Here is a 14,041-nt window from a genome sequence, read left to right as displayed (position 1 = left end):
TACCTGGTTGATAGGTCGAAGGTGTAAGTGCAGTAATGTATTTAGCTTATCGATACTAATAGGTCGAGGACTTGACCAAAATAAAATGATTAACTCTAGATGGTATACAGTTTTGAAAGTACTAATAAAATTAAATATGCGGGTGTAGCTCAATGGTAGAGTTCCGGCCTTCCAAGCCGGCTGTGAGGGTTCGATCCCCTTCACCCGCTCCAAATAAAGATTATGTGGTTATTATAGCAAAGAGGATACACCTGTTCCCATACCGAACACAGAAGTTAAGCTCTTTAGCGCTGATGGTACTTGGGGGGTGACCCCCTGGGAGAGTAAGACGTAGCCACGTAATCTTTTTTATTGATAAAGACACACAAAAATATAAAAAGAGATATGAATTTAATTCATATCTCTTTTTATTTATAATGAAATTATAAATGATTATTATTATATATTTAATTAAAATAGTAAGTGACTTATAAGAGTAAATAAAAACAATCATTTTAATCCTTTTACAACATGAAAAATATTTATAAAAATATCTAAGTATTTATGAATATTTTTTGTAAAGCAGGAGATAATTATAATGTAAAACTTAATATAAATAAATTACTCAATCTCCCCCATTTTAAAAAGGTCTCTATCCCCCATAGAGGCCTTTATTTTTTTATAAAATATAGTGAATTAAAGCAGATTACATATACATTCATTAACAATATCATAAATAGTTAAGCAAGCAGATTCAAATTAACACTACTGCTATATAATGACATTATATAATTCTTCATTAAATAAAAGTTGAATTTCATATCGTTAAAAGACTTATATAAATAAGGTTGAAATCGTAGGATAGTGGGTAATATATAAAGAATATATTACGACAAATGGATGATTTATGTAAATTTTATTAAATAAAGCACAAGATATATATAGATATATGTTATAATTAAATGGTAAAGAACGAATGTTCGTGAGAGAGGAGTGATATTGTTGGAATTTAAATTAAAATCGGAATTTAAGCCTACGGGAGATCAGCCTGAGGCTATAAAGTCAATAGTAGATGCTATAAATAACAATGAAAAGTTTTCTACTCTTCTAGGGGTAACAGGATCTGGTAAAACCTTTACTATGGCTAATATTATAAAAAACGTAAATAAGCCAACATTGATATTAGCTCATAATAAAACATTAGCAGCTCAATTATACAGTGAATTTAAAGAGTTTTTCCCGGAGAATGCAGTAGAATACTTTGTAAGTTACTACGATTACTATCAGCCAGAAGCATACGTAGCTCATAGTGATACATATATAGAAAAAGATGCAAGTATAAATGATGAAATAGATAAGCTTAGACACTCTGCAACAGCAGCAATATTAGAAAGAAGAGATGTTATAATAATTTCATCTGTATCCTGTATATATGGATTAGGGGATCCAGAAGACTATAGACAACTTATGGTATCTCTAAGACCAGGAATGGAAAAGGATAGGGATGAAGTTATAAAGAGATTAATAGATATACAGTATGAAAGAAATGATGTTAACTTTGTTAGGGGTACTTTTAGAGTTAGAGGAGATATTTTAGAAATATTCCCTGCAAGTAATGATGAAAAGGCTATAAGAATAGAATTTTTTGGTGATGAAATTGATAGAATAACAGAAATAGATTATGTTACAGGTAAAATGGTAGGGGTGAGAAATCATGTAGTAATATTCCCGGCATCTCACTATGTAACAACACCAGAAAGAATAGAAAAAGCTATAGTTGAAATAGAAAAAGAGCTTGAAGAAAGAATAAATGAATTTAAAGACAATGATAAATTACTAGAGGCTCAAAGAATTGACCAAAGAACTAGATATGATATAGAAATGTTAAAAGAAATAGGATTCTGCCAGGGTATAGAAAATTACTCAAGACATATAACAGGCAGAAAGCCAGGAGAGAAGCCATATACATTAATGGATTTTTTCCCAGATGATTATTTAATAATAGTTGATGAATCTCATGTTACAGTACCACAAGTAAGAGGTATGTATGCCGGAGATAGATCTAGAAAAGGTTCGCTTATAGATAATGGATTTAGATTACCATCAGCTTATGATAATAGACCTTTAAATTTTGAAGAATTTGAAGAAAATATTAATCAAATACTATTTGTAACTGCAACACCAGGACCATATGAGATACAACATTCAACAACTATAGCAGAACAAATAATAAGACCAACAGGTTTACTTGATCCTATAATAGAAGTTAGACCTATAGACAATCAGATAGATAATTTAGTAGGTGAAATAAATAAGGTAATTGAAAAGAATGAAAGAGTTTTAATAACAACTCTTACTAAGAAAATGAGTGAAGATTTAACCAACTACCTTAAAGAAATTGGTATAAAGGTCAAGTATTTGCATTCAGATATAGATACTCTTGAAAGAGTAGAGATTATAAGGGATCTAAGATTAGGTAAGTTTGATGTATTAGTTGGTATAAACTTACTTAGAGAAGGATTAGATATTCCAGAAGTTTCCTTGGTGGCGATATTAGACGCAGATAAAGAAGGATTCTTGCGTTCTGAAACATCATTAATACAAACTATAGGACGTGCAGCTAGAAACTCAGAAGGTAAAGTTATAATGTATGCAGATAGAATAACTAGGTCTATGCAAAGTGCTATAGAAGAAACAAAAAGAAGAAGAGAAATACAATCACTATATAATAAAGAGAATAATATAACTCCTACAACTATTAAAAAGAGTATTAGAGATGCTATAGAAGCTACGAAAGTCGCTGATGAAGAAGTTATATACGGAGTTAAAGAAACTGATGATATAGATGAAATAAAAGCTAATATAGCTAAATTACAATCAGAGATGATGGAAGCAGCTCAAAATTTACAATTTGAAAGAGCAGCAGAACTTAGAGATAAGGTAAAAGAATTAGAAGAAAGGATAGAAATTAATGGAAGATAAAATCATAATAAAAGGCGCAAAAGAGCATAACTTAAAAAATGTTAATATAGAACTTCCGAGAAATAAATTTATAGTATTTACTGGATTATCAGGATCTGGTAAATCTTCTTTAGCTTTTGATACTATATATGCAGAAGGTCAAAGAAGATATGTTGAGAGTTTGTCAGCTTATGCGAGACAATTCTTAGGTCAAATGGAAAAACCAAATGTAGAATATATAGAAGGATTATCTCCAGCTATATCTATAGACCAAAAAACAACATCTAAAAATCCTCGTTCTACTGTAGGTACTGTAACAGAAATATATGATTATTTAAGATTATTATTTGCTAGGGTAGGGGAAGTACATTGTCCTACTTGTGGTAAATTAATTAGTCAAATGACAGTCCAAGAAATTGTTGATAAAATGATGGAATTTGAAGAAAGAACTAAACTTCAAATATTATCACCAGTAGTAAGAGGTCAAAAGGGAACTCATAAAAAGATACTAGAGAATATAAAAAAAGAAGGATTTGTCAGAGTTAGAGTTGACGGAGAAAACTATGAAGTTACAGATGAAATAGAATTAAATAAAAATCAAAAACATAATATAGAGGTTGTGATTGACAGAATAGTTATAAAAGATGGAATAGAGGCTAGACTAGCAGATTCAATAGAAACAGCTATAAAATTATCTGATGGTCTTGTTATTGCTCAAATAATAGGTGGAGATGAAATACTTTACTCAACTAAATTTGCATGCCCAGAGCATGGAGTAGGTATAGAAGAACTATCTCCAAGAATGTTCTCATTTAACAGTCCATTTGGAGCATGTGATGCTTGTAATGGTTTAGGAGAAAGTAGAGAAGTAGACCCAGATTTAGTTATACCGAATAAAGATTTATCTATAAAACAAGGTGCTATAGCAGCGTGGGGTTCTGTAAGCACAAGTGATGATACATATTATAGTAAAATGGTTAGAAGTTTAGCAGAACATTTTAACGTATCACTTGATACACCATTTAAAGATTTGCCTGAGGACTTTGTTCAAGAGTTACTTTATGGAAAAGACAATGTGATAGTTGAATTTATATTTGAATCAAAGTTTGGAGGAAGAAGAGAATATAGAGCGCCATTTGAAGGAGTGATAGTTAATTTAGAGAGAAGATATAGAGAAACTAACTCAGAATATTCAAGAGAAAAAATAGAAGAATTTATGGCTGAAACTCCTTGTCCAAAATGTAAAGGAGCAAGACTTAAAAAAGAAGTATTATCAGTATTAGTAGACAACAAAAATATAATGGATGTAACTAATTTTTCAGTAAATGAGCTTATAGATTATATAGAAAATATCAATTTAAGTGAAAAGCAAAAGTTTATAGCAAATGAAATACTAAAAGAAATAAGAGGAAGAGCAGCTTTCTTAAGAGATGTTGGTTTAGATTACTTAAACCTATCAAGAAAAGCAGGAACTTTATCAGGAGGGGAAGCACAACGTATAAGACTTGCTACTCAAATAGGTTCAGCTTTAGTTGGAGTTTTATACGTACTAGACGAGCCAAGCATAGGGCTTCATCAAAGAGATAACGATAGATTAATAGGAACATTAAGACATCTTACAGATATAGGTAATACTCTTATAGTAGTAGAACATGATGAAGATACAATGAGAGAAAGTGATTATATAGTAGATATTGGTCCAGGAGCTGGGGTACATGGAGGTAATATCGTTGCACAAGGTACTTTAGATGAAATATTAGACAATGAAAATTCTATAACAGGACAATATTTAAGCGGTAAAAAACAAATTACTATACCAGAAGAGACTAGAGAAGGAAATGGTAAATACTTAGAAATAGTTAAAGCTACTGAAAATAACTTAAAGAATATAAATGTAAAGTTCCCTTTAGGTAAATTTACTTGTATAACAGGAGTTTCAGGTTCTGGTAAAAGTACATTAATCAACGATATACTTTACAAAGGAATAGCTGGAAAGATAAATAGATTAAGAGAAAGACCAGGAAAGCATAAAGAAATAAAAGGGATAGAAAATATAGACAAAATAATAAATATAGACCAAAGTCCAATAGGAAGAACACCTCGTTCAAATCCTGCAACCTATACGGGTGTATTTGATATGATAAGAGATTTATTCGCATCAACTAATGAAGCTAAAGCTAGAGGATATCAAAAAGGAAGATTTAGTTTCAATGTGAAAGGTGGAAGATGTGAAGCTTGTAAAGGTGATGGTATTATAAAAATAGAGATGCACTTCTTACCAGATGTGTATGTACCTTGTGAAGTATGTAAGGGCGAAAGATATAATAGAGAAACACTACAAGTTAAATATAAAGATAAAACAATAGCTGATGTATTAGATATGAATGTTGAGGAAGCTCTTAAATTCTTTGAAAACATACCTAATATAAAAAGAAAATTAGAAACATTAATGGATGTTGGACTTTCATATATAAAATTAGGACAACCATCTACACAATTATCAGGTGGAGAGGCTCAAAGAATAAAACTTGCTACAGAATTAAGTAAAAGACCAACAGGTAAGACTTTATATATATTAGATGAACCTACAACAGGACTTCATATGGCAGATGTAGACAAGTTAATACAAGTACTTCAAAGATTAGCAGACACAGGTAATTCAATAGTAGTTATAGAGCATAACTTAGATGTTATAAAAACTTGTGACTACATAATAGATTTAGGACCTGAAGGTGGAGATAAAGGTGGTCAAATAGTTGCCACAGGGACACCAAAAGAAGTATCTAAAGTTGAAGGGTCTTACACAGGGATGTTCTTAAAGAAATATTTTGAATAAATAAGTGAAATGAACTCAGTGAATTTTAAGTAACAGACGTGGATGAGTGAATTTAAAAGAATATATAATAATTTTAATAAAATTAATTTTTTATTTAGCCAATTTTGTAATTTTAATTGCAATATTGGCTAAAACTATATAAGTAATATTTAGAATTGTAAGAAATTTAACATATATGTAAAAATATGTTAAAATATAAATGAGAAACTTAGACAAAAAAGGAGATGATTTATATGTCAGCAAAAAAGAAATCTAAATTCTCATTTCCAACAGCCTACACTGTAATACTTATAGTAATGCTATTAGTGTTAGGACTTACTTATGTAATACCTTCAGGAAAGTATTCAAAATTACTTTATGATGCTGAAGCAAACGTATTCGTAATAGAATCGCCTACAGGTCAAGTATCAGAAAAAAAAGCAACTCAAAAAACACTGGATGAACTAGGGGTAAAAACTAATCTAAGTAAATTTACAGATGGTTCTATAAGTAAACCAGTGGCAATACCAGGGACTTATGAACAACTACCAAAAGAAAAACCAACAGTATTTAAAGCATTAACAACATTTTTAAATGCACCTATACAAGGTTTATATGATTCAATAGATATAATTGCTTTCGTTCTTGTAATAGGTGGTATAGTAGGAGTAATAAATAAAACAGGAGCATTTACAGCGGGTATAAGTGCTTTATCAAGAAATCTAAAAGGAAAAGAAGCTTGGTTAATAGTAATAATAACAGTAATAATAGGAATAGGTGGAACAAGCTTTGGATTAGCAGAAGAAACAATAGCATTTTATCCAATAGTAGTGCCGATATTCTTGGCAGCAGGATATGATGCATTAGTAGCAATTGCAGCAATATATCTTGGTTCTTGTATGGGAACAATGGCATCAACAGTAAATCCTTTCTCTACAGTTATAGCATCAAATACAGCAGGAATTGATTTTACAAGTGGAATGCCTTTAAGAATATTTATGTTAGTTGCAGGTCTTGCAGTTTGTATATTCTACACAGTTAAGTATGCAGAAAAAGTAAAAAAAGACCCAAGTCAATCATTAATATATTCACAAAAGAAAGAATTAGAAGATCACTTCCTAAAAGGTCATAATGAAGAAAATGTACCTGAGTTTACATGGGGAAGAAAATTAATGTTATTAATATTTGCATTATCATTTGTTGTAATGGTATATGGTGTAAAAGAATTAAAATGGTCATTTAAAGAAATGACATCATTATTCTTATTTGTAACATTCATACTAGCTATATTTGCAAAACTTAGTGAAAAAGAATTTGTTTCTGAATTTGTTGCAGGAGCAGCAGATTTACTAGGAGTTGCATTAATAATTGGTCTTGCGCGTGGTATCACTATAATAATGGATGGTGGTATGATAAGTGATACTATATTATATGGATTAAGTAATGTAGTATCAAATATGAGTGGTATAGTATTCTCAACAGTAATGTTCTTTGTTTATATATTACTAGGATTCTTTATATCTTCATCTTCAGGACTTGCAGTTTTATCAATGCCTATAATGGCACCTCTTGCAGATGTTGTTGGAGTAAACAGAGACGTAATAGTAAGTGCATATCAATTTGGACAAGGACTTATAAGTTTTATAACTCCTACAGGATTAATACTTGCATCACTTGCTATGGTAAATGTAACTTATGATAAATGGCTAAAATTTGTAACACCATTAATTATAATGATATCAGTACTTGCAATAGTAGTACTTGGTATAGGTGTAATTATATAGATTAATACTAAAGGAGTGTTTTAAAATAATTTTTGAGATTTATTTTAAACACTCCTTTTTAATAAATTCTAATAACTGATTTTAATAGAAGAGTGTATATTATAATATACATTACATAGTTTAAAAGCATCAAAATGAGCTATCTCTTTTGGAGATAGCTCTATATGAAAAAGAGGAATTAATTACTAGTAATTTCTTTTGCAGAAAGTTCTTTTTCGTAACCTGCTATTTCAGACTTTGATGCATATATAAAATGTCCAGGTCTTATTTCTACCCATTCAGGATTTTCAGTAGAATAATCATGAATACTTGGATCATATTTTATACGGACTCTGTTTTTTTCATAATCAGGGTCTGGTAAAGGTATAGCAGATAGTAAAGATTTAGTATAAGGATGAAGTGGATTTTCATACAATTCATCAGCAGTAGTAAGTTCAACTAACTTACCTTTATGCATAACCCCTATTCTATCGCTTATATATTTAACCATTGAAAGGTCATGGGCGATAAATAGATAAGTTAAGCCATTTTCTTTTTGAAGCTTTCTAAGTAAGTTAACAACTTGTGCTTGAATAGAAACATCTAGTGCAGATATAGGCTCATCAGCAATTATAAATTTTGGTTGTATAGCTAGAGCACGAGCAATACCTATACGTTGTCTTTGCCCACCAGAGAATTCATGAGGATATCTACTAGCATGTTGTTCATTAAGCCCTACAGTTCTTAACAACTCATAAACTTTATCTCTTCTTTCTTCTTTAGTTTTACATAGGCCATGTACATCTAAACCTTCGGCAATTATATCAGTAACAGTCATACGAGGATTTAGACATGCCATAGGATCTTGGAATATCATTTGCATATTTTTATTTACATGATTTTTCTCATCTTTTTTCAATTTTTTAGAAGAGATATTTTTACCATCAAATTCTATTTCTCCACTAGTTGGATCATAAAGTCTTATTATAGCTCTACCAGTAGTAGATTTACCAGAGCCAGACTCCCCAACCAAACCAAATGTTTCACCTTCATATATTTCAAAAGAAACATCATCAACAGCTTTAACAGTAGTATTTCTATCTATTCTAAAGTGTTGTTTTAAGTTTTTAACTTTTAATAGAACTTTTTTACTCATCTGCTTTCACCTTCTTTCTACCTACGTTATTAGGTCTTTCAATCTTTGGAGCCAATGGATGTAATAACCATGTAGCTGCATAGTGTGTATCGCTAACTTTAAACATAGGTGGTTCAGCTAAGTGATCTATTTTAAGAGCGTAATCACTACGAAGAGCAAATGCATCTCCTTTAGGAGGGTGCATTAAATCTGGAGGAGTTCCAGGTATATTATATAAATCATTATCTCCTATATCTAAAGTTGGCATAGAACCTAAAAGTCCCCAAGTATACGGATGCTGAGGATTATAGAATATATCATTAGTTGTTCCATGTTCTATGATTTTACCAGCATACATAACTGCAACTCTATCAGCCATATTAGCAACAACTCCAAGGTCATGAGTTATAAATATAAGGGCAGCTCCGGTTTTTTCCTGAAGAGCTTTCATAAGCTCTAATATTTGAGCCTGTATAGTAACGTCTAATGCAGTTGTTGGTTCATCTGCTATTAGAACTTTAGGATTACAAGCTAAAGATATAGCTATTACTATACGCTGTCTCATACCACCTGAAAATTGATGAGGATATTGTTTAAACCTTTTTTCAGGTTCAGATATACCAACTAAATCTATAAGTTCTATAGCTTTAGCCTTAGCTTCTTCCTTACTAAGACCTTGATGCTTAATAATACCTTCCATTATTTGTTTTCCTATGGTCATAGTAGGATTTAAAGAAGTCATAGGATCTTGGAATATCATTGCAATATCTTTACCTCTTAATTTTTCCATCTCAGGTTCACTAAGTTTAGTTAAATCTTTACCGTTAAATAATATTTCACCATCTTTTATATAACCATTTGCAGATAGTATTCTCATTATAGTTTTACAAGCAACGGATTTACCAGAACCAGACTCACCAACTATAGCAAGTGTTTCACCTTTATGTAAGTCGAATGTAACGCCTCTAACAGCTTGAACTTCTCCACCATATGTATTGAAACTAACGCACAGGTTTTTAACTTCTAATAATTTTTCCAATCAACTCATCTCCCTTACTAATTATTGATTACGCATTTTAGGGTCAACAGCATCTCTTAGACCATCAGCTAATAAATTAAGAGCAAATATCAAAGAACAAACTACTATTGATGGGATAAACATCATATATGGGTAGCTTTGTAATGATTTAAATCCTTCATTTATTAATACACCAAGTGATGCTTGAGGTGGTTGAAGACCTAACCCTATAAAACTTAAAAATGCTTCATAAAATATTGCTTGAGGTAGTGAGAACATGATCATTACCACAATAGGACCAATAACATTAGGGAAAAGATGTTTAAAAATAACTCTAAAATCAGAAGAACCTAAAGTTTTAGAAGCTAATACAAACTCTTGATTTTTAAGTCTAAGTACATGAGAACGAACAACTCTAGCCATACCAGTCCACCCAGATACAGCCATTGCTAAAGAAATTGATAATATACCTGGATTAAATACCATTATGAAAAGTGTAACAATAACCAACTGAGGAATACCTGTAATTATCTCTATTATACGTTGCATTACAAGGTCTACTTTACCTCCATAGTAAGCAGATATACCACCATAAGCAACACCTATAAGCAAATCGAAAACAGCTGCTAAGACCGCTATGAATAAAGAAACCCTAGCGCCAGTCCACGTACGAGTCCAGATATCACGTCCAAGTGCATCTGTACCAAATAAATAGTTTTCTTTTATATTTTTCTCAGCATAAACGTCAACACCATTTGAATCTTTACCATCCATTATACCTAAAGAAGATACTATAGGCATTTTAGGTGGAATCTTAACGTTTCTTATGTTTTGAGATTTATAATCATATTTAGAAAAAATAGGTGCGAATATAGCCATTAACACTATAGTAAAAAGTATTATTAATCCAACTACAGCCCCTTTATTTTTAAATAATCTTTTTCGAGCATCTTGCCAAAAAGTTAGACTTTCTCTAGTAATAGCTTCATTATCTCCTGACTGTATAGGAGTAGGTTCAAATAAATCAGCTGTTAACTCTACTTCTTGACCATCAATTATTACTTTATCAACCATTTTATTTACCTCCTGCCAAACGGATTCTTGGATCTATTACACCGTAAAGTATATCTACTATTAATATAACTGCTATGTAGAATGCACTATAAAGTATAGCAACCCCTGAAATTATGAATAAGTCATTTATAGATATAGCATTAACTAATAAGTCACCTATACCAGGTACAGCAAAAACTTTTTCTACAACTAAAGAACCTGTAAGAAGTCCTGCAGCTAAAGGACCTAATATAGTTATAACAGGAATTAATGCATTTCTAAGAGCGTGCTTTAAGATAACTGTGGATTTTTTTAAACCTTTTGCTTTAGCAGTAATTATATAATCAGAGTTTAGAACTTCAACAAGTTCTGTTCTAGTAAAACGAGCAACGTTTGATATTGTAAAAAATGAAAGTGCAATTGATGGAAGAATAGTCCAAACATATCTAAAATCTGAACCTAAAGGAACTCCCCAAGCTATAGGTAGTATTTTTAATTTACTTGCAATATACAATTGGAGTGAAGCTGCAAATACAAATGATGGAACAGAAACTCCTATTACTGAAAGTATAGTACAAGTATAGTCCCAAATAGTATTTCTCTTAAGTGCAGCGACAATTCCAAGTGCTAAACCTATGAAGGTACCTAAAACTAAAGATTGAGCACCCAACATAGCAGAAGGGCCTATACGACTGGCAATGATATCTTCGACTTTCTTATTAGATTGTTTAAATGAAATGCCAAGGTCACCTTTGAATACACCTGTAAGATATCTTACATATTGGACTGGAACAGGATCATCTAATCCATAAGTAGCTTCCAGTCTAGCAATTTGTTGAGGATTTAACTTTTGTTCATTAAATGGACTGCCTGGAAGAAGTCTTACCAAGAAAAATGTAACTGATATGACTATAAATAAAGTTATAAACATATATGCAATACGTTTTAATACATAGCGAAACATCGCTACCCCCCCTTTTTTTGAATTTTTAATTAAAATCACTAGTTTTAAGTGATATAGAATCTAAGTATAATAATTAATTTAGTTTTATATAATTATGATATAAACATAAAACTTATACCAATAGTAATTGTTGATATTAACAAACCAGATATTAATAAACTATTTGTAAGATAAAAGCTATTTTCTCTATTAACGTAATCTTCAATTGTCATGTTAATATCTTCTGTTAATACGCCTTTTCTTCTTTGAAATTCTTGACTTAATTTATTAAAAGAGAAAAGTGTGATATTAAAAAATCCTTTTTCCCAAACGAAACATAATAATCCGAAAAGGAAATAAATCATACCAACAATAAATGCACAATTTAAAAATGAATATGCACTAAATTTGTTGATAATTGAATATAATAAACTGATAATAGCATTAATTGCAAGAAGTTGAAAAGTATTTTTCATATTCGAACCGCCTTTCGAGCTTGTTTATTATTTTAATTGTAGTAGCATAATAAAGTATTTTCAAGTTAAAATTAATATTTTCATATAAAAAAATTTTTTTAATTAAAAAATCAGAAAATTAAAAAAAACAAATGATTTTTATTATAACATGTTATATAATAAACTTTAAATATATGAGTTTATTTGTAAATTGGATATAGGGGAGGATGTTTACTATGTTTTTAAAAAGAAAAATATCAGTATTAGCAACAATAGCATTAGTAAGTTCAAGTTTGCTTGTTGGATGCAGTAGCACAGGAGGATCTAGCTCTAGTGGTGGAGGAGAAGCTACTTCAGAAGAAGTTCTTGCTAATAAAAATGCAAGAAATGCTATAGCTATGGCTATAGATAAGCAAGCCTTATGTGATGTTATATTAAATAATGGATCAATTGCATCTGATACATTTACACCATCTAACTTGGCATTTGACAACGGAAAAGATTATGCAGAGTACACAAAAGATAAAGGTGTAACTTATGATGAAGAAAAAGCTAAAGAAGCATGGGCAAAAGCTAAAGAAGAAGTTGGATTCGATACTGTTACACTTGAGTTATTAACTTTCGACCATGACTCAGGAAAAAGAACAGGTGAATTTATCCAAGCAGAATTATCTGATGCATTAGAAGGATTAAATGTAGAAGTTAAAAATCTTCCTTTCAAGCAAAAATTAGCAGAGGAGACAGCTGGAAACTTTGACTTAGCTTACTCAGGATGGGGAGCTGACTATCCAGATCCATTAACATTCCTACAAACAATGCAAACTGGAAACCAATTCTCTAAGCAAGTTGGATATAAAAGTGATGAATTTAATAAATTAGTAGATGAAGCTACAAAAGCAGAAACTACAACTGAAGCATATGAAAAATACGCACAAGCAGAAGAATTAATGTTATCTGATGGATTCTTAGCGCCAATTCAACAAAAAGGAAGAACTTATTTAGAGAAGCCTTATGTTTCAGGAATAATAAATTATTCTTGGGGAGCTGACTATGATTATAGATATGCAGATGTAGATAAACCAGAAAAAGTTCTTAATATAGATATAAGTTCAGATATACCTACAATGGACCCAAGTAAAGCAACAGACGTTTCATCTTTTACAGTTATGAATAATACTATGGAAGGATTAACTAGAATAGATAAAGATGGTAAAGTTGAGCCAGGTGTGGCGCAGTCTTGGGAAGTTTCTGAAGATGGATTAACTTGGACTTTCAAGTTAAGAAAAGATTCTAAGTGGTCAAATGGAGACCCTGTAACAGCTAAAGATTTTGAGTATTCTTGGAAAAGAACTTTAAACCCTGATACAGCATCTGAGTATGGATACATAATGAATGATATAGCAGGGGCAGCAGAAGCAGCTGATAAAGGTTCAGAAAATGTAGGGGTTAAGGCTGTTGATGATTATACATTAGAAGTTAAGTTAAACAGAAAAGTTTCTTACTTCCCTGAATTAGTATCATTCCAAGTATTCTTCCCACAAAATCAAAAATTTGTTGAAGCTCAGGGAGATAAATATGGTACTACAGCAGATACTCAAATATATAATGGACCATTTACTTTAACAAATTGGAAAGTAGAAGACCAATATACTATGGAAAAAAATCCTAACTATTGGAATAAAGATATAATCAAATTAGATACTATAAATACTAAAGTAGTTAAGGAAACTAGTGCTTCAGTTAACTTATATGAAGATGGTCAAATAGATAGATGTCTATTAGATTCTGACTTTGTTGATAAATATAAAGATAGTAAGGAAGTTCACAACTACGGTCAAGCGTCTACATTCTTCTTACAAGTAAATGGTGGGAGAGGAGCTTCTAAATAAAATAAATTAAAAGCTTTATAATATAGCCTA

General features: G+C 30.9%; 9 protein-coding genes, 1 tRNA gene and 2 rRNA genes. 7 read left to right on the top strand and 5 right to left on the bottom strand.

The features are described 5' to 3' along the window. From I1959_RS09570 to I1959_RS09545, 6 genes are all read left to right on the top strand, one after another. Nucleotides 1-79, top strand: a 23S ribosomal RNA gene (locus I1959_RS09570); the annotation flags it as partial. 59 nt (nucleotides 80-138) lie between these two features. Continuing rightward, nucleotides 139-212, top strand: a tRNA-Gly gene (locus I1959_RS09565). A gap of 11 nt (nucleotides 213-223) precedes the next feature. Then, nucleotides 224-340: ribosomal RNA gene (gene rrf, locus I1959_RS09560) — 5S ribosomal RNA — on the top strand. A 641-nt stretch (nucleotides 341-981) separates the two neighbouring features. Beyond that, the gene (gene uvrB / locus I1959_RS09555; RefSeq protein WP_092922272.1) at nucleotides 982-2,961 is read left to right on the top strand and encodes an excinuclease ABC subunit UvrB; all 1,980 of its coding nucleotides are present in this window, start codon (nucleotides 982-984) and stop codon (nucleotides 2,959-2,961) included. Continuing rightward, nucleotides 2,951-5,776: an excinuclease ABC subunit UvrA gene (gene uvrA, locus I1959_RS09550; RefSeq protein WP_092922275.1), complete on the top strand. Its 2,826-nt coding sequence runs from the start codon at nucleotides 2,951-2,953 to the stop codon at nucleotides 5,774-5,776. Before uvrB ends, uvrA begins: the two co-directional genes overlap by 11 nt. A 233-nt stretch (nucleotides 5,777-6,009) precedes the next feature. Beyond that, nucleotides 6,010-7,539 carry a YfcC family protein gene (locus tag I1959_RS09545; protein ID WP_092922278.1) on the top strand — a complete coding sequence of 510 codons (1,530 nt, stop codon included), beginning with the start codon at nucleotides 6,010-6,012 and terminating at the stop codon, nucleotides 7,537-7,539. Between the two features lie 178 nt (nucleotides 7,540-7,717). Here the strand turns inward: I1959_RS09545 and I1959_RS09540 are convergent, their stop codons facing one another. The 5 genes from I1959_RS09540 to I1959_RS09520 all read right to left on the bottom strand — a co-directional run bounded on the left by I1959_RS09540 (nucleotide 7,718) and on the right by I1959_RS09520 (nucleotide 12,143). Beyond that, nucleotides 7,718-8,674: an ABC transporter ATP-binding protein gene (locus tag I1959_RS09540; RefSeq protein ID WP_166504685.1), complete on the bottom strand. Its 957-nt coding sequence runs from the start codon at nucleotides 8,672-8,674 to the stop codon at nucleotides 7,718-7,720. Continuing rightward, on the bottom strand, nucleotides 8,667-9,692 hold the full coding sequence (locus I1959_RS09535) for an ABC transporter ATP-binding protein (RefSeq protein ID WP_092922284.1): 1,026 nt from the start codon (nucleotides 9,690-9,692) through the stop codon (nucleotides 8,667-8,669). The genes I1959_RS09540 and I1959_RS09535 overlap by 8 nt, the downstream gene beginning before the upstream one ends. Before the next feature lie 21 nt (nucleotides 9,693-9,713). After that, the gene (gene opp3C, locus I1959_RS09530; RefSeq protein ID WP_195238098.1) at nucleotides 9,714-10,745 is read right to left on the bottom strand and encodes an oligopeptide ABC transporter permease; all 1,032 of its coding nucleotides are present in this window, start codon (nucleotides 10,743-10,745) and stop codon (nucleotides 9,714-9,716) included. Between the two features lies 1 nt (nucleotide 10,746). After that, on the bottom strand, nucleotides 10,747-11,688 hold the full coding sequence (locus I1959_RS09525) for an ABC transporter permease (RefSeq protein WP_092922290.1): 942 nt from the start codon (nucleotides 11,686-11,688) through the stop codon (nucleotides 10,747-10,749). 92 nt (nucleotides 11,689-11,780) lie between these two features. Further along, a complete protein-coding gene (locus tag I1959_RS09520; RefSeq protein WP_092922293.1) occupies nucleotides 11,781-12,143 on the bottom strand; it encodes a DUF3899 domain-containing protein in 363 nt (120 codons plus the stop codon). A 215-nt stretch (nucleotides 12,144-12,358) separates the two neighbouring features. On the opposite strand from I1959_RS09520, the gene I1959_RS09515 reads away from it, so the two are divergent. Then, on the top strand, nucleotides 12,359-14,011 hold the full coding sequence (locus I1959_RS09515; protein ID WP_195238096.1) for an ABC transporter substrate-binding protein: 1,653 nt from the start codon (nucleotides 12,359-12,361) through the stop codon (nucleotides 14,009-14,011). Nucleotides 14,012-14,041 lie beyond the last annotated feature (30 nt).

It is taken from the genome of Romboutsia sp. 1001285H_161024_C4, from assembly GCF_015550185.1.
GTDB classification, from domain to species: domain Bacteria; phylum Bacillota; class Clostridia; order Peptostreptococcales; family Peptostreptococcaceae; genus Romboutsia_C; species Romboutsia_C hominis.
Note: the sequence above shows the minus strand (reverse complement) of the source record. Positions and strands in the feature narration are given on the sequence as shown.